The sequence below is a fragment of the Pseudomonas grimontii genome (genome assembly GCF_007858185.1).
Taxonomy (GTDB): domain Bacteria; phylum Pseudomonadota; class Gammaproteobacteria; order Pseudomonadales; family Pseudomonadaceae; genus Aquipseudomonas; species Aquipseudomonas grimontii.
In genome coordinates this window covers 274,271-291,346 of the sequence record NZ_VFES01000001.1, presented here as the reverse complement: position 1 = coordinate 291,346, position 17,076 = coordinate 274,271, and the positions used below count along the sequence as shown (strand labels likewise).

Genomic DNA, 17,076 nt, shown 5'->3' with positions numbered 1-17,076 from the left:
TCAACAAAGGCTGGCGATAATAGCAGACCAGACCTTTGCTGAACACCAATCACCTTCATAGCCCTGATACATTCCATTAATCGGCCTGACGACGCAGGAATGCCGGGATGTCCAGGTAGTCCAGATCATCTTGCGGATTCGGGCTACGGGACGCCGCAGCACCGGCCTGAGCCTGGTTGCGCATCACGGTCGGACGGTCCAGGTCACGGTAGTTCACCGACGGCAGTTCCTGGCGCGAAGGCGCTGGAGCGGCAGCCGCTTGGCTGGCGTGGCTGGTATGAACGGTATTGTCGATGACCTTCACAGGCTTCTCGATTTTCGCGCCCAGGCCGGTAGCAACCACGGTCACGTGCAGTTCGTCGCGCATGTCCGGATCGATAACGGTACCGACTTTGACCATGGCGTGCTCGGAAGCGAAGGCTTCGATGATGCTACCCACGTCGGAGTACTCACCCAGGGACAGGTCAGGACCGGCGGTGATGTTCACCAGGATGCCGCGTGCGCCTTGCAGGTTCACGTCTTCCAGCAGCGGGTTGCGAATGGCCGCTTCAGTGGCTTCGCGTGCACGGTTAGGACCGCTGGCGCAGCCAGTGCCCATCATCGCCATGCCCATTTCGCTCATGACAGTACGTACGTCGGCAAAGTCGACGTTGATCATGCCCGGACGCTTGATGATGTCGGAGATACCGCGAACGGCACCGGCCAGTACGTCGTCAGCCTTGGCGAACGCGGACAGCAGGCTTGCGTCCTTGCCCAGGATGGTCAGCAGTTTCTCGTTGGGAATGGTGATCAACGAGTCGACGCTTTCAGACAGCAGACGGATACCTTCGTCGGCGATCTGCATGCGCTTGCGACCTTCGAACGGGAACGGACGAGTCACGACTGCGACGGTCAGAATCCCCATTTCCTTGGCCACTTCGGCAATGATTGGCGCTGCACCGGTACCGGTACCGCCGCCCATGCCAGTGGTGATGAACACCATGTTGGTGCCCTGCAGCACTTCTGCAATACGCTCGCGGTCTTCCAGCGCGGCTTGACGGCCGACTTCCGGATTGGCGCCAGCGCCGAGGCCTTTGGTCACGGCTGTGCCCAATTGCAGGATGGTCCGCGCGCCGATGCTTTTCAGCGCCTGGGCATCAGTGTTGGCGCAGATGAATTCAACGCCTTCAATGTTGCTCTTGACCATATGGTTGACAGCGTTGCCGCCGCCACCGCCGACACCGATCACTTTGATGACCGGGCTGGCGGGGATGTTGTCTACGAGTTCGAACATGTTCCCTCTCCTTTCGTTTTCTCTAGTTTTTTCGCCTACTGCTTTACAGCAGCTCCAAGTTGCAAGCCATGAGCCGCAAGCTTGAAGCTTGTAACTTGTCGCTTGAAGCCAACTTCGTCAGAAGTTCCCTTTAACCCAAGCCTGCAGCCGCTCGAACAACGGTGCCTTGGCCTCGTCGTCGCTGCGGTAGCTGTCACGGTTGCTCGGGCCCGACAGGGAAATGCCGTCGGTCTGCTTTTGCAGCCCGTACAACAGCAAGCCCACACCGGTGGAATAAATCGGGTTGCGCACCACGTCGCCCAGGCCTTTCACACCATGGGGAACACCCAGGCGTACGGGCATGTGGAAGATTTCCTCGGCCAGTTCGACCGCGCCTTCCATCTTCGAGGTGCCACCGGTCAGCACGATGCCGGCCGGGATCAAATCTTCGTAGCCGCTGCGGCGCAGTTCAGCCTGGATCAGGGTGAACAGCTCGTCGTAGCGCGGTTCGACCACTTCGGCCAGGGCCTGGCGCGACAGCTCGCGCGGTGGACGGTCGCCCACGCTCGGCACCTTGATGGTTTCACCGGCACCGGCCAACTTGGCCAGGGCGCAGGCGTAGCGGATCTTGATTTCTTCGGCGTACTGGGTCGGCGTACGCAGCGCCATGGCGATGTCGTTGGTCACCTGGTCGCCGGCAATCGGGATCACCGCGGTGTGACGGATCGCACCCTCGGTGAAGATCGCGATGTCGGTGGTGCCGCCGCCGATGTCCACCAGGCACACGCCCAGTTCTTTTTCGTCGTCGGTCAGTACCGAATACGCGGAGGCAAGCTGCTCGAGAATGATGTCGTCGATTTCCAGCCCGCAGCGGCGCACGCATTTTTCAATGTTCTGTGCGGCGTTGACGGCACAGGTCACCACGTGGACCTTGGCTTCCAGACGTACGCCCGACATGCCCAGGGGCTCGCGAACGCCTTCCTGGTTATCGATCACATAGTCCTGCGGCAGGGTGTGCAGCACGCGCTGGTCAGCCGGGATCGCCACGGCCTGGGCGGCGTCGAGGACGCGTTCAAGGTCGGCCGCGCTGACTTCACGGTCGCGGATCGCCACGATGCCGTGGGAGTTCAGGCTGCGGATATGGTTACCGGCCACGCCGACGAACGCCGAGTGAATCCGGCAACCGGCCATCAGCTGCGCTTCTTCGATGGCGCGCTGGATCGATTGCACGGTGGACTCGATGTTGACCACCACGCCCTTCTTCAGGCCCCGGGACGGATGCGTGCCAATACCGACGATTTCGATCGTGCCGTCTTCCCCGACCTCGCCCACCAGCGCCACCACCTTGGAGGTGCCGATATCGAGACCGACGATCATTTTGCCGCTTTGCACGTTTGCCATGGGTCCTGCCTCTTCTTAATTCTTCGCGACAGCGGGTTGCGCTGCCGTGGGCGCAGCCGGTTCACGCCAGCCGACGGCAAGGCCGTTGGCGTAACGCAGGTCGACGCTCGCAATGTTCGTAATCTGTTCTTTCAAGGTCTTGTCATAGATGGCGATGAAGCGGCGCATCTTTTCCACCAAGCGGTCGCGTCCAAGCAACAACTGGATGCCCGGGCCGGAACTGCCTGCCCCGGTCGTCAAAAACCAGCTCCCCCGTTCACGCAATTCCAGGCGTGCAATGGAGAAGCCCATTGGCCGCAGCATCTGGCTCAAGGCCTGGTACTGCTGCATCACTTGCTGCTGCGCCCGCTGCGGCCCGAACAACTGCGGCAGGTGCTCGTAGTTAGCCAGCTCACGCGGGGTGAACGCCTGGCCCTGGTTGTTCAACAGCGCCTCATCACCCCAACGGGCCACGGGCAGTTGTTCTTCCAGGCGGATCGTCACCTGGTCCGGCCACACACGGCGGACTTCGGCGTGGGCGATCCACGGCATCTGCTCCAGCTCCCGGCGCATACCGGCCAGGTCGATGGTGAAGAAGCTCGCCGCCAGGTACGGGCCGATGCGCTGCTGCACCGCTTGCTGACTGATGTAGCTCAAGTCGCCCTGCACGCTGATCTTGGTGATCGGCCGGTCGGCATACGGCAATAGACGCTGCGCGCCTTCGTAGGTGCCGAAGCCCAGCACCACCAGCAACACCGGCCAGTACAGCGCCTTGAGGAAACCAAAGTTGGCTTTCGGCAGGCGCGCCGACATCGGCTCTTTAGCCACCATTCGACTGGCACCCCGTGGCACCGGCTTGCGGCTCGGTGCTTGTGGGGGCTGATGACGAAGCGATGCGCCTTTCATGTCCTTAGCCTCTTGGCTCGATGCTGGCGGCAAGAATTGCCAGCACCAACTGCTGGAAATCCAGGCCGGCTGCGCGAGCGGCCATAGGTACCAGGCTGTGGTCGGTCATACCCGGCGCAGTGTTGACTTCCAGGAACCAGAAATTCCCTTGGTCATCCTGCATCACGTCTGCCCGTGCCCAACCGGCAATACCCAACGCCTCACAGGCTTTCGCCGTGAGGTCCATCAATTCCTGCTCTTTAGTTGCGTCCAGGCCGCACGGGATCCGGTACTGGGTATCGGAGGCCACGTACTTGGCGTCGTAGTCGTAAAAGGTGTGGGGCGTGCCCAAGGCGATAGGCGGCAATACCTGGCCACGCAGGGTGGCGATGGTGTACTCGGGACCCTGGATCCACTGTTCCACCAACACTTGCGAATCGTAGGTACTTGCCGCTTTCCATGCGTCGATCAATTCGGCGGCCGAGTTCACTTTAGCCATGCCGATACTGGAGCCTTCATGGGCAGGTTTGACGATCAAAGGCAGGCCCAGTTCCTTGGCTGCAGAAATACAATCGTCTTCGCTGCACAGAACGCTGTGACGCGGGGTTGGAATACCCAGGCTGTGCCACACCTGCTTGGTGCGCAACTTGTCCATGGCCAGCGCCGACGCGAGGATGCCGCTGCCGGTGTAAGGAATGCCGGCGCACTCCAACAGGCCCTGCATGCTGCCGTCTTCGCCGCCACGGCCGTGCAGGATGATGAAGGCACGGTCGATCTTCTCGGCCTGCAGGCGGGCGAGGAAGTCATCGCCCACGTCGATCCCGAACGCATTCACACCGGCACTTTGCAGCGCTTCAAGCACGGCATTACCGGACTTGAGCGACACTTCGCGCTCGGCGCTCTTGCCGCCAAACAGCACGGCCACGCGGCCGAAGTCGGCAGGCGTGAGGGTGGAGAACAGGGAGCCGTAGTCGGTGGTCATTTCGACTTCCCCTTCTCGGCGGCAAACAGCGGGCTCGCCAATAGTTTAGGGGCAAGGCCACCGATATCACCGGCACCCTGGCACAGCAGGATGTCGCCGGCGCGCAGCAGCGGCTTGACGATCGGCGCAAGGTCCACACCGCGCTCGATGTAGATCGGGTCCAACTGGCCGCGCTGGCGAATGCTGTTGCACAGCTTGCGGCTGTCGGCGCCCGGGATCGGTTCTTCACCGGCCGGATAGACTTCCATCAGAAGCAGCACGTTGGCATCGGCCAATACATTGACGAAATCGTCGTACAAATCGCGGGTGCGGCTGTAGCGGTGCGGCTGGTAAATCATCACCAGGCGACGCTCCGGCCAGCCACCGCGTACGGCCTTGATCACCGCAGCGACTTCGGTCGGGTGGTGACCGTAATCGTCCACCAGCATCACGTCACCGCCTTCTACCGGCAGTTGGCCGTAGACCTGGAAGCGACGGCCGACACCGGCAAAGCGCGACAGGCCCTCGACGATGGCTTCATCGCTGACGCCTTCATCGGAGGCGATGCAGATGGTCGCCAGGGAGTTCAATACGTTGTGGTTGCCCGGCATGTTCACCGACACATCCAGCGGCTCACGGTCGGGACGCAGCACGGTGAAGTAGGTCTGCATGCCTTCCTGGCGCACATTGATCGCGCGCACATCGGCGTCTTCGCTGAAGCCGTAGGTCACGGTCGGACGCTTGACCTGCGGCAGAATTTCACGCACCACCGGATCGTCCAGGCACACCACGGCCAAACCGTAGAACGGCAGGTTGTGCAGGAACTCGACGAAGGTTTTCTTCAACTTGTTGAAGTCACCGTCGTAGGTGGCCATGTGATCTTCATCGATGTTGGTGACGACGGCGACCAGCGGCTGCAGGTGCAGGAAGCTGGCGTCGCTTTCATCGGCTTCGGCGATCAGGTAACGGCTGGTACCGAGCTGGGCGTTGGTACCGGCTGCATTCAGGCGGCCACCGATCACGAAGGTCGGGTCCAGGCCACCGGCGGCGAACACCGAAGCGATCAGGCTGGTGGTGGTGGTCTTGCCATGGGTACCGGCAACGGCGATGCCGTGGCGATAGCGCATCAGCTCGGCGAGCATCTCGGCGCGTGGCACCACGGGAATGCGGCGCTCGAGGGCAGTGGCCACTTCCGGGTTGGAGGTGTTCACGGCGCTGGACACCACCAGCACGTCAGCTTCGGCGGCGTTCTCGGCGCGGTGGCCGATAAAGATCTGCGCGCCAAAGGACTTCAGGCGCTCGGTGACCGGCGACTCTTTCAAGTCCGAGCCAGACACCTGGTAGCCCAGGTTCAGTAACACTTCGGCGATACCGCACATGCCCACGCCGCCGATACCGACGAAGTGGATGCGACGGATGCGGCGCATTTCCGGTTGTGGCATGGCTTTCTGATTCTCAACCATGGGCCACCTCCAGGCAGATATCGACCACGGTGCGGGTTGCGTCAGGTTTGGCCAGGCGGCTTGCGGTGCTCGCCATGTTGTTGAGTCGTTCCGGTTGCATCAAAACCTCGGTCAGGCGTGCGGCCAAATCGGCGGCGCCAGTCGTTCTTTGCGGCAGCAGGAAGGCAGCGCCCTCCCCGGCCAAATATTCGGCGTTGCGGGTCTGGTGATCGTCGATGGCATGGGGCAAAGGCACCAGCAAGGACGGCAGACCGGCGGCGGCCAGTTCACTGACGGTCAGCGCACCAGCGCGACAGACCACCAGGTCGGCCCAGCCATAGGCATGGGCCATGTCTTTGATGAAGGGCTGCACATTGGCCTCCACACCGGCCTCGCGATAACGCGTGGCGGTGACTTCATCGTGGTTCTTGCCGGCCTGGTGGAAGATCTCCGGGCGCAATTCCACAGGGAGTTGCGCCACGGCTTGCGGCAGCAATTTATTCAGCGGCTCGGCGCCCAGGCTTCCGCCCAGGATCAGCAGGTGCGCCTTGCGCCCCGCCAGTGCTTCGCGGGCAATGTCCATAAACAGCTCGGTACGCACCGGGTTGCCGGTGGTACGGCGCTTATCCGACACACTGAAGGTGTTGGGAAACGCTTCACACACCCGTGCAGCCAACGGCACCAGCAAACGGTTGGCGGTACCGGCCACGGCGTTCTGCTCGTGCACGATCACCGGCACGCCAGCAAGCCTGGCGGCGACGCCACCCGGGCCGGTCACATAACCACCGAAGCCGAGCACACACACCGGCTGCAATTCACGGATGACCTTGCGCGCCTGCCACACCGCCTTGAGTAATACGAACGGTGCCTTGAGCAGGGACAATTTGCCCTTGCCGCGCAGGCCCGTGACGTTGATCAGATGCAGCGACAAGCCGGCATTCGGCACCAGTTCGTTTTCGATGCCGCGCGGAGTACCCAGCCAGTGCACGGTGTAGCCACGGTTCTGGAATTCCCGCGCGCACGCCAGGGCCGGGAACACATGCCCCCCGGTGCCGCCGGCCATGATCAGCACGTTAGCGCCCATGGGTCGGCTCCTCGGCGAAGTCGCTCTCGCTGAACTCCATCTCTTCGCTGCCCAGGTGGGTTCGACTCTCCCACTCGATGCGCAGCAACAAGCCAAGACAGGCGCAGCAGATCACCAACGAACTGCCGCCGTAACTGAGGAACGGCAAGGTCAGGCCCTTGGTCGGCAGCAGGCCGACGTTCACCCCGATGTTGATCAGGAACTGGCCGATCCACAGGAACGACAAGCCGTACGCCACGTAAGCGGCGAAATACTGTTTGGCCCTCTCGGCCCACAAGCCGATGTACATGCCGCGTACACACACGAACACGAACAGCGCGACGGTGCACAGCGAGCCGACCACGCCGAGTTCTTCGGCGAGTACGGAGAACACGAAGTCGGTGTGCGCTTCCGGCAGGTAGAACTGCTTCTGCACGCTGTTGCCCAGGCCCACGCCCAGCCATTCGCCGCGACCGAAGGCGATCAATGCCTGGGTCAATTGGTAGCCGGAGCCGAACTGGTCGGACCAGGGGTCGGTAAAGGTGATCAGACGCGCCATCCGGTAGGGTTGCGCCTGTACCAGGATGGTCACCGCAGCCACCGCCAGCACTACCATCAGGCTGAAGCGGAACAAGCCCACGCCGCCGAGGAACAGCATCGCCGCCGCCGCGGCCATCATCACGACGGTGGCGCCGAAGTCGGGTTCCATCAGCAACAGGCCGGCCATGGGCAGCAGCACGATGAATGGCTTGAAGAAGCCCATCCAGCTTTCGCGCACTTCTTTCTGGCGACGCACCAGGTAACCGGCCAGGTAGATCACCACGAACACCTTGGCGATTTCCGACGGCTGCACGTTGAACGCGCCGAAGCCGATCCAGCGCATCGAGCCGTTCACCTCGCGGCCGATGCCGGGCAGGATCACCATGATCAGCAAGCCGAACGCGCCGATCAGCATCAGCCAACCCAGGCGTTGCCAGGTGGCGATGGGGATCATCATGGTCACGATGCACGTGCCCAAGCCGATGATCAGGTACACCAGGTGACGGATCATCATGTACAGGGTGTTGCCCGACTGCACGGCGGCCACTTCGGAAGAGGCCGAGGTGATCATCACAAGGCCCAGGCCCAGCAGCGCGAGGCAACCGGCGAGCATCGGGAAATCAAGGTCGATGCCACGCCCGGTAATGATCGGCGACGGGTATGGCTTGATGATGTTTCTGAAATCAATGCTCATGCCAAGCCCTCCACGGCGCGGGCGAACAACTGGCCGCGCTCTTCGTAGTTCTTGAACATGTCGAAACTGGCGCACGCCGGCGACAGCAGTACCGCATCGCCTGGCTGGGCCAGGGCTTTGCACTGGGCGATGGCGTCGTCCAGGGAGGTGGCGCGCACCTGTAGCACGGCGTCGCCCAGCGCGGCGGCGATCAAATCGGAATCGCGGCCCATCAACACCACGGCGCGGCAATGCGCAGCCACCGGTGCCTTGAGGTCTTTGAAATCGGCACCCTTGCCGTCGCCACCGGCGATCAGCACCAGTTTGCCTTCGATATCGGCACCCAGGCCTTCGATAGCAGCCAGGGCAGCCCCCACGTTGGTGGCCTTGGAGTCGTTGTAATAGCTGACGCCATTGAGGTCGCGCACCCACTGGCAGCGGTGCTCAAGGCCGCCGAACGTGCGCAGGCTTGAGAGCATCGCATCAAATGGCAAACCAACTGCGTGGCCGAGCGCCAACGCCGCCAGGGCGTTGGACTGGTTGTGCGCGCCACGGATTTTCAGCTCGCGCACCGGCATCAGGTTCTGGAATTCGAAGGCCAGGTATTTCTCGCCGTTCTCTTCACGAATGCCGAAGGCCTTGAAGTCGGGTTTGCTCAGGCCGAAAGTCCAGCATGGCATGCCCTCGCCCATCAGCGGACGGCTCAGTGCATCCTGGCGGTTGACCACAAATTGCTTGGCGCCGCGGAAGATCCGGTGCTTGGCCAGGTGGTAGGCCGGCAGGCCGCTGTAGCGGTCCATGTGGTCTTCGCTGACGTTCAACACGGTGGCCACTTCAGCGCCCAGGTCGTGGGTGGTTTCCAGCTGGAAGCTCGACAGCTCCATCACGTACAGCTCGATGTCGTCGCTGAGCAGGTCCAGCGCCGGCGTGCCGAGGTTACCGCCCACGGCCACGCGCTTGCCGGCCGCTATCGCCATCTCGCCGACCAGGGTGGTCACGGTGCTTTTCGCGTTGGAACCGCTGATGGCCACGATCGGCGCCTTCGCATTACGCGCGAACAGGTCGATGTCGCCGGACAGCTTCACGCCACGGGCCGCTGCGGCTTGCAGGGCCGGTGTCGCCAGGGCCAGGCCCGGGCTCACGTAGAGCTCATCGGCGCGGCACAGAAACTCGACATCCAGCTCGCCACAACGCACTTCCACGTGCGGGTAGTCACGGCGCAGCGTGACCAGCTCCGGTGGATTTTCCCGCGTATCGGCCACGGCAAACGACGTGCCCCGGTTCGCCAGGAAGCGAACCAGGGACATGCCGCTCTTGCCGAGGCCGACAACGATGCGGAAGTGGTCTGAAGCGATCAGGGACACTCGTTTCTACCTCAGTTTCAGGGTGGCAAGGCCGACCAGTACCAGAATCACGGTGATGATCCAGAAACGGACAATCACACGCGGCTCAGGCCAGCCCTTGAGTTCAAAGTGGTGGTGAATCGGCGCCATGCGGAACACGCGGCGCCCGGTCAACTTGAAGGACGCCACCTGGATGACCACCGACAGGGTTTCCATCACGAACACACCGCCCATGATGAACAACACGATTTCCTGGCGAACGATCACCGCGATGGTGCCCAGGGCCGCGCCCAGCGCCAGTGCGCCGACGTCACCCATGAAGACTTGTGCGGGGTAGGTGTTGAACCACAGGAAGCCCAGGCCAGCACCGATCAATGCGCCGCAGAACACGATCAGCTCACCCGCGCCCGGCACGTAGGGGATCAGCAGGTACTCAGCGAATTTCACGTTACCCGACAGGTAGCAGAAGATGCCCAGCGCGCCGCCTACCATCACCGTCGGCATGATCGCGAGGCCGTCGAGGCCGTCGGTCAGGTTCACCGCGTTGCTGGAGCCGACGATCACGAAGTAAGTCAGCACCACGAAGCCGATGCCCAGAGGAATACTGGCGTCCTTGAGCATCGGGATGATCAAGGTGGTTTCCACCGCGCTTGGCGCAGTGGTGTACAGGAAGATCGCGGCGGCAAGGCCGAACACCGACTGCCAGAAATACTTCCAGCGGCTTGGCAGCCCCTTGGAGTTTTTCTCGATCACTTTGCGGTAGTCATCGACCCAGCCGATGGCGCCGAACAGCAGGGTCACCAGCAACACCACCCACACGTAGCGGTTGTGCAGGTCGGCCCACAGCAAGGTGCTGATACCGATGGACGACAGGATCAGCGCGCCGCCCATGGTCGGGGTGCCGGACTTGGACAGGTGCGACTGCGGGCCGTCATTACGAACCGATTGACCAATTTGCAGGTTCTGCAGGGTGCGGATCATCCACGGCCCCAAAAACAGCGACAAAGACAGCGCAGTCAGCACACCCAGGATCCCGCGCAGGGTCAGGTACTGAAAGACCGCGAAGCCTTTGTGGAACTGTTGCAGATACTCAGCCAGCAGCAGCAGCATTAATGTTTCTCCGTACTTGAGCCACACAAGGCCGCGACGACGTTTTCCATCACCGCGCTGCGCGATCCCTTGATCAAAATGGTTGTGTGTTTGTCTTGTTCTGCCACGCCCAGCGCCTGGATCAGCTCGGCCTGGGTTGCGAAATGTCGCGCACCGGGGCCGAAGGCGCTTACCGCATGAGCCATGTTCGCGCCAACGGCATAGAGGGCGTCGACTTTGCCTGCGGCATAGGCGCCGACTTCGCGGTGGCCTTGTTCAGCCCAGTCGCCCAATTCGCCGATATCACCCAGTACCAGCACCTTGCGACCGTCAAAACCCTTGAGCAGGTCTACAGCGGCATTAACGGAAGATGGGTTGGCGTTGTAGGTGTCATCAATCACACGCATGCCGTTGGTTGCCAACTGCGCCACGGTACGGCCCTTGACCGGTTGCACCGCGCCCAGGCCTGTAGCGATACCGAACAGCGACACGCCTAAGGCATGGGCGGCAGCGGCGGCGGCCAAAGCATTGGCGACGTTATGGTTGCCCAACAAATTCAGTTGCACGTGTTCGTCACCTTGCGGGGTATGCAAGGTGAAGGACGGGCAGCCACGGGCATCGACGGTGATGTTGGATGCATGGAAATCAGCCGCTGCGTTAAGCACGGCAAACGTCAGGACCTTGCGACCGGCGGCGCGTACACGCCAGGTCTCAAAGGCCTTGTCGTCCAGGTTCAAGACTGCGGTGCCCGATGCATCGAGGCCCTCAAGGATCTCGCCCTTGGCTTCGACGATTTTTTCCGGGCCGCCGAATTCGCCAACGTGGGCAGTACCGGCGTTGTTGATAATCGCAACGTGGGGCTTGGTCAGCGCCACGGTGTAGGCGATTTCGCCGATACGCGAAGCCCCCAGCTCGATCACCGCCGCCGTGTGTTCCGGGGCCAGTTCGAGCAGGGTCAGCGGAGCGCCGAAATCATTGTTCAGGTTGCCACGGGTCGCCAACACGGGGCCGCGCGTACGCAGGACACCGGCGAGCAGTTCCTTGACCGTGGTCTTGCCGCTGGAGCCGGTGATGGCGGCAACGGGCTTATCGAAAGCGGCGCGGTTCAGCGCCCCCAGTTGGCCGAGGGCCAGGCGGGTATCGGCGACCAGCAGTTGCGGCAAGGTGGAATCGGCTACTTCGCGCTGTACCAAGGCACCTACGGCACCTTTGGCGGCGACTTCGTTGAGGTAGTCGTGACCGTCGAAACGCGGGCCGGCCAGGGCGACAAACAGTTGCCCCGGTTTAATCGCCCGGCTGTCGATGCTCACGCCGCTGAAGCTGCAATCGCTCGACAGTACGCGGGCCGACAAGGCTTGGGTCAGTTCGCTGAACGTCATCGCCTTAAGCATGGGCAACCTCCCAGGCGGTCAAGGCGTGATCGGCCTCGACCAGATCGGAGAACGCATGACGCTCGCCATTGATTTCCTGGTAATCCTCATGCCCCTTACCGGCCAGCACGACCACGTCGTCAGCGCTGGCACTGGCGATCAACTGGGCGATTGCCGCACCGCGACCGGCGACGAAGGTGGCCTTGGACGCGTCTTTGAAGCCGGTGCGAATGTCCTCGAAAATCCGGCTCGGGTCTTCGCTGCGCGGGTTGTCGTCGGTCACGAGCACACCATCGGCCAAGCGCTCGACGATCTCGGCCATCAACGGACGCTTGCCGCGATCACGATCACCACCGCAGCCGAACAGGCAAAGCAATTTGCCCTTGGCGTGAGGGCGCAGGGCTTCGAGGACTTTTTCCAGGGCGTCCGGGGTATGGGCGTAATCGACCACCACCAGCGGTTGAGTACCGCCGCCCAGGCGCTGCATGCGACCGGCCGGGCCGTCCAGCTTCGGCAGTACCTTGAGGATTTCGTCGAGGGCGTAATCCAGGCCGAGCAACGCGCCGATGGCGGCGAGGACGTTGCTCAGGTTGAAACGCCCAAGCAGGGTGCTGCGCAAGTGGTGCTCGCCCTGAGGCGTCACCAGCGTAGCGCGCACGCCTTCGTCATTGAATTGGGCTTCACGGCAATACAAGTACGCGCTGGAGTCTTCCAGGCTGTAGGTGATCAGGCGCGCTTCGCTGTCTTGCGCAGCCAATTGGCGACCAAAGGCGTCGTCCAGGTTGACCACCCGGCACTTGAGGTCATTCCAGGCAAACAGCTTGGCCTTGGCGGCGGCATACGCCTCCATGGTGCCGTGATAATCCAGGTGATCGCGGGACAGGTTGGTCATCACCGCTACATCAAAGGCCAGGGCGGTGACGCGGCCCTGGTCCAGGCCGTGGGACGATACTTCCATGGCAACCGCCTTGGCACCGGCCTTCTTCAGGTCGGCCAGGGTCGCTTGCACGGCGATAGGGTTCGGCGTGGTGTGCAGGCCGCTTTGCAGCGCGCCATAAAAACCGGTGCCCAGGGTGCCGACGATGCCGCAGTGCTGGCCCAGCAGGTCGAGGGCCTGGGCGACCAATTGGGTCACGCTGGTCTTGCCATTGGTGCCCGTCACGCCCACCAGGTTGAGGTGGCGGCTCGGGTCGCCATAAAAGCGCCCGGCAATATCGGACAGCTGCTTGGCCAAACCCTTGACCGGAATCAGCGGCACGTCGGTGATCGGCAGCACGGTGGCGCCTTCCACCTCATAAGCCACGGCAGCCGCGCCGCGCTGCAACGCATCGGCGATGTGCGCACGGCCATCGTACTTGCCGCCCGGCACCGCCAGGAACAGGTCGCCAGCGCGCACGTTACGGCTGTCCAGGGTCAACTCGCGAATCAGCAGATCGCGGCCGGCGTGGGCAAAAATCTTGTTCAGGCTTAGAGACATCAGCCGCGCCCTCCATTGGCTTTTACTGCAGCGGCCGGTGGTCCGGCATTCGCTTGTTGCGTCGGCGGCAGGTTATCCGGCGTGATGTTCATCAGGCGCAGGGTGCCGGACATCACTTTGCTGAACACCGGCGCCGATACCAGGCCACCGAAGTAACCGGCTTTGCTCGGCTCATCAATCACAACGACGATGGCGTAGCGCGGGTCGCTCATCGGGCCGAAGCCGGCGAACAGCGAGCGGTAGGAGTTTTCGGCATAGCCCTTGGTGCCGACCGACGTTTTACGTGCGGTACCGGACTTGCCAGCCACGTGATACGCCGGCACCTGGGCACGGAATACCCCACGCGGAGCTTCGATCACTTGTTGCAGCATGCCTTGCATGGTCTTGGCGACGTTTTCCGGGATCACCTGGGTAGCTTTCGGCGCCTCGTCGACGTGGATCAGGCTGAGCGGCACCATGCGGCCGTTATTGGCCAGCACGGAGAAGGCATGGGCCAGTTGGATCGCGGTCACCGATAGGCCATAGCCGTAGGAAAGCGTGGCAGTCTCGGCTTTTTTCCAGTCGCGGTAGTTGGGCAGGTTGCCGACGCGCTCACCCGGAAAGTCCAGGCCGGTGGGTTGCCCCAGGCCGATCTTCTGCGCCAGATGGTAGATGGTTTCGCCGCCGATATCGAAGGCGACCTTACTCATGCCCACGTTACTGGAGTTGATCAGGATACCTGTCAAATCCAACACCGGGCCTTCAGTACGGGACACGTCACGGATGGTGTATTTGCCCAGCTGCAAAGTACCCGGATACACCTCGACCTTGTCGCTGGGCTTCCAGCGTCCGGTTTCCAGGGCGGCACTCATGGAGATAGCTTTCATGGTCGAACCCGGCTCGAACACGTCGATCATTGCGCGGTTACGCATCATCGCCGGTTGCAGGTTGCGACGGTTATTCGGGTTGTAGGTCGGCTGGTTGACCATGGCGAGGATCTCGCCGGTCTTCACGTCCATGATCACCAGGCTGCCAGCCTTGGCGCCGTTCTCGATGATCGCGTTACGCAGCTCGCGGTTGGCCAGGTATTGCAGGCGCAGGTCAATCGACAACGCCAAGGGCTTACCGGCCTTGGCGTTTTTGGTGACCTGGACATCCTTGATCAGTCTGCCGCGCCGATCCTTGATGACTTGTCGTTTGCCGGGAACCCCGGCGAGCCATTCATCGTAGGCGAGTTCCACGCCTTCACGACCGTGATCATCGATGTCGGTAAAGCCGACCATATGGGCAGTGGTTTCACCGGCCGGGTAGAAACGACGGAATTCCTCGATGCCGTAGACACCGGGGACTTTAAGGTCGAGCACCTGCTGGCCTTGCTCGGGAGTAAGGCCGCGAACGAGGTAGATAAATTCTTTATTTGCCTGGGCTTCAAGGCGCTCAGCCAAGGCTTTTGGGTCCTGGCCGAGGGCGGCAGCCAGTTGTGGCCACTTGTCCTTGGCAACCTGCAATTCCTTGGCGTTGGCCCATAGGGTGGTCACCGGCGTACTCACCGCCAACGGCTCGCCGTTACGGTCAGTGATCAGGCCGCGGTGCGCAGGAATCGGGATATGACGCAGGCTACGGGCATCCCCCTGGCCGATCAGGAAGTCACGGTCGACCACTTGCAGGTCGATGATCCGCCAGGCAATCGCCCCCACCATCAATGCCAGCAAACCGAGCATCAGGCGGAAGCGCCATGGGTAGAGTGCGCCTTCGAGCTTCATCATGGCGCCACCATGCGAACTTCGGCCGCGCCAGGGATGTGCATTTTCAGCTGTTCGGTGGCCAGCACTTCGATGCGGCTATGGGCCGTCCAGGTGCTTTGCTCGAGGATCAACCGGCCCCACTCCGCCTGCGCTTTGTCACGCACGCTCAATTCCCCATAGAGGGTATTGAGCAGTTGGCGGTTGTAGTGGGCACTGTAGGACACCGCAATTGCGGACACGAGCACGCCGACAAACAGCAGCAACATAAAGAAGCTGCCGCCCGGGAGGGGCTTGGCGAAAAGCTTGCTCACCGCAACTTCTCCGCGACGCGCATGACGGCGCTACGGGAACGAGGGTTGGCCTTGAGTTCGGCTTCGGAAGCGAACTGCGCTTTGCCATGGATTTTGATTTTCGGCACAAAGGCTTCGAAACGTACCGGAAGGTTGCGCGGCAGGTTGTCGGACTCACCCTTGACCAGACGGCGCATGAACAGCTTGACGATGCGGTCTTCCAAGGAGTGGAAGCTGATCACCACCAGGCGACCGCCCACTTCCAGCGCATCGAGGGCAGCCTCAAGGCCAGCCTCCAGGTCACCCAATTCGTTGTTGACATGAATACGCAAGCCCTGGAACGCACGGGTCGCCGGGTTCTTGCCTTTTTCCCAAGCAGGGTTGGCGACTTTCAGCACTTCAGCCAGGTCGGCAGTGCGTTCGAACGGCTGGATTTCGCGGCGCTCGACCACGGCACGGGCCATGCGGCCGGCGAAGCGTTCTTCACCGTATTCCTTGAACACGCGGGCGATTTCTTCCACCGGCGCGGTGGCAATGAACTGCGCGGCACTGACGCCACGGGTCGGGTCCATGCGCATGTCGAGGGGGCCGTCATTCATGAAGCTGAAGCCGCGCTCCGGGTCATCGAGCTGCGGCGATGACACGCCCAGGTCGAGCAAAACCCCGGCCACCTTGCCCGCCATGCCGCGCTCGGCGACTTCGGCACCCAACTCGGCAAAGCTGCGCTGCACAACGACAAAGCGGCCGTCTTCGGCCGCTAGCGCTTGCCCGGTGGCAATCGCTTGGGGGTCTTTGTCGAACCCGAGGAGCTTGCCGTCGGACCCGAGCTGGCTGAGTATCAACCGGCTATGCCCGCCCCTGCCAAAGGTGCCGTCCAAATAGCAGCCATCCGCGCGTACGGCGAGAGCCTCAACGGCTTCGTCAAGCAGTACGGTGATGTGGTTAAAGCCGCTATCAATAGTCACAGGATCAAATCACGCAGTTCATCAGGCATGGCGCCCGGTTGTTGAATAGCAGCCAGGTCAGCTGCAGAAACAGCATCCCAGGCATCTTCGTCCCACAATTGGAACTTGTTCAGTTGGCCGACCAGCATTGCGCGCTTATCCAGCTTGGCGTACTCGCGCAAACGCGGTGGCACCAGGAAACGACCACTGCCATCGAGCTCGAGGTCGACGGCATTACCAATCAGCAAACGCTGCAGACGGCGGTTTTCTTCACGCAATGAAGGCAGGGCACGCAACTTGGTCTCAATCAACTCCCACTCATCGAGGGGGTAAACACATAAACAAGGGTCAACGGCATCAATGGTGATGATCAACTGTCCGGAACTTCGCGAAATCAGCTCGTCACGATACCGGCTCGGCATGGCGAGACGGCCTTTTGCATCGAGACTGATAGCGTTAGCTCCGCGAAACACAGATGCGTTTCTCCAAATTTTAGCGTTTTACGTTCAAAAAACCCACTTTGTGCCACTTTCCGCCACTTGCGCACACTATAGGAATGCGCCCACCACACCGTCAAGGCGCGGATTCAAGGAAAAGCCTTACAGATCGGAGATTTAGGAGCGTAAAAGGAGGAGAAACCAGA

15 protein-coding genes are annotated in these 17,076 nt (G+C 61.9%); all 15 read right to left on the bottom strand.

What is annotated here, in order from left to right:
• Positions 1-76: 76 nt before the first annotated feature.
• The gene (ftsZ, locus tag FIV39_RS01445; protein ID WP_053131424.1) at positions 77-1,273 is read right to left on the bottom strand and encodes a cell division protein FtsZ; all 1,197 of its coding nucleotides are present in this window, start codon (positions 1,271-1,273) and stop codon (positions 77-79) included.
• 117 nt (positions 1,274-1,390) lie between these two features.
• Positions 1,391-2,653 carry a cell division protein FtsA gene (gene ftsA, locus FIV39_RS01440; RefSeq protein WP_027604757.1) on the bottom strand — a complete coding sequence of 421 codons (1,263 nt, stop codon included), beginning with the start codon at positions 2,651-2,653 and terminating at the stop codon, positions 1,391-1,393.
• A 15-nt stretch (positions 2,654-2,668) separates the two neighbouring features.
• Entirely contained in the window at positions 2,669-3,538 is an 870-nt protein-coding gene (locus FIV39_RS01435) for a cell division protein FtsQ/DivIB (RefSeq protein WP_090409297.1), read from the bottom strand.
• Positions 3,539-3,542: 4 nt separating this feature from the next.
• Positions 3,543-4,499 carry a D-alanine--D-alanine ligase gene (locus FIV39_RS01430; protein ID WP_090409300.1) on the bottom strand — a complete coding sequence of 319 codons (957 nt, stop codon included), beginning with the start codon at positions 4,497-4,499 and terminating at the stop codon, positions 3,543-3,545.
• Positions 4,496-5,941, bottom strand: a complete 1,446-nt coding sequence (gene murC / locus FIV39_RS01425) for a UDP-N-acetylmuramate--L-alanine ligase (protein WP_090409303.1) — start codon at positions 5,939-5,941, stop codon at positions 4,496-4,498. The genes FIV39_RS01430 and murC overlap by 4 nt, the downstream gene beginning before the upstream one ends.
• A complete protein-coding gene (gene murG / locus FIV39_RS01420) occupies positions 5,934-7,004 on the bottom strand; it encodes an undecaprenyldiphospho-muramoylpentapeptide beta-N-acetylglucosaminyltransferase (protein WP_090409306.1) in 1,071 nt (356 codons plus the stop codon). Before murG ends, murC begins: the two co-directional genes overlap by 8 nt.
• The gene (ftsW, locus tag FIV39_RS01415; RefSeq protein WP_090409308.1) at positions 6,994-8,217 is read right to left on the bottom strand and encodes a putative lipid II flippase FtsW; all 1,224 of its coding nucleotides are present in this window, start codon (positions 8,215-8,217) and stop codon (positions 6,994-6,996) included. Before ftsW ends, murG begins: the two co-directional genes overlap by 11 nt.
• Complete coding sequence (gene murD / locus FIV39_RS01410; RefSeq protein WP_090409311.1) at positions 8,214-9,560, bottom strand: UDP-N-acetylmuramoyl-L-alanine--D-glutamate ligase; 1,347 nt, start codon at positions 9,558-9,560, stop codon at positions 8,214-8,216. The genes ftsW and murD overlap by 4 nt, the downstream gene beginning before the upstream one ends.
• Positions 9,561-9,566: 6 nt before the next feature.
• A complete protein-coding gene (gene mraY, locus FIV39_RS01405) occupies positions 9,567-10,649 on the bottom strand; it encodes a phospho-N-acetylmuramoyl-pentapeptide-transferase (RefSeq protein WP_003171875.1) in 1,083 nt (360 codons plus the stop codon).
• Positions 10,649-12,019: a UDP-N-acetylmuramoyl-tripeptide--D-alanyl-D-alanine ligase gene (locus FIV39_RS01400; RefSeq protein WP_090409314.1), complete on the bottom strand. Its 1,371-nt coding sequence runs from the start codon at positions 12,017-12,019 to the stop codon at positions 10,649-10,651. Before FIV39_RS01400 ends, mraY begins: the two co-directional genes overlap by 1 nt.
• Positions 12,012-13,475, bottom strand: a complete 1,464-nt coding sequence (locus FIV39_RS01395) for a UDP-N-acetylmuramoyl-L-alanyl-D-glutamate--2,6-diaminopimelate ligase (protein WP_090409317.1) — start codon at positions 13,473-13,475, stop codon at positions 12,012-12,014. Before FIV39_RS01395 ends, FIV39_RS01400 begins: the two co-directional genes overlap by 8 nt.
• Positions 13,475-15,217, bottom strand: a complete 1,743-nt coding sequence (locus tag FIV39_RS01390) for a peptidoglycan D,D-transpeptidase FtsI family protein (RefSeq protein WP_164673122.1) — start codon at positions 15,215-15,217, stop codon at positions 13,475-13,477. Before FIV39_RS01390 ends, FIV39_RS01395 begins: the two co-directional genes overlap by 1 nt.
• Complete coding sequence (gene ftsL / locus FIV39_RS01385) at positions 15,217-15,510, bottom strand: cell division protein FtsL (protein WP_003216203.1); 294 nt, start codon at positions 15,508-15,510, stop codon at positions 15,217-15,219. Before ftsL ends, FIV39_RS01390 begins: the two co-directional genes overlap by 1 nt.
• On the bottom strand, positions 15,507-16,454 hold the full coding sequence (gene rsmH / locus FIV39_RS01380) for a 16S rRNA (cytosine(1402)-N(4))-methyltransferase RsmH (protein ID WP_004371992.1): 948 nt from the start codon (positions 16,452-16,454) through the stop codon (positions 15,507-15,509). Before rsmH ends, ftsL begins: the two co-directional genes overlap by 4 nt.
• Complete coding sequence (gene mraZ / locus FIV39_RS01375) at positions 16,451-16,906, bottom strand: division/cell wall cluster transcriptional repressor MraZ (protein WP_003171868.1); 456 nt, start codon at positions 16,904-16,906, stop codon at positions 16,451-16,453. The genes rsmH and mraZ overlap by 4 nt, the downstream gene beginning before the upstream one ends.
• Positions 16,907-17,076: the final 170 nt, after the last annotated feature.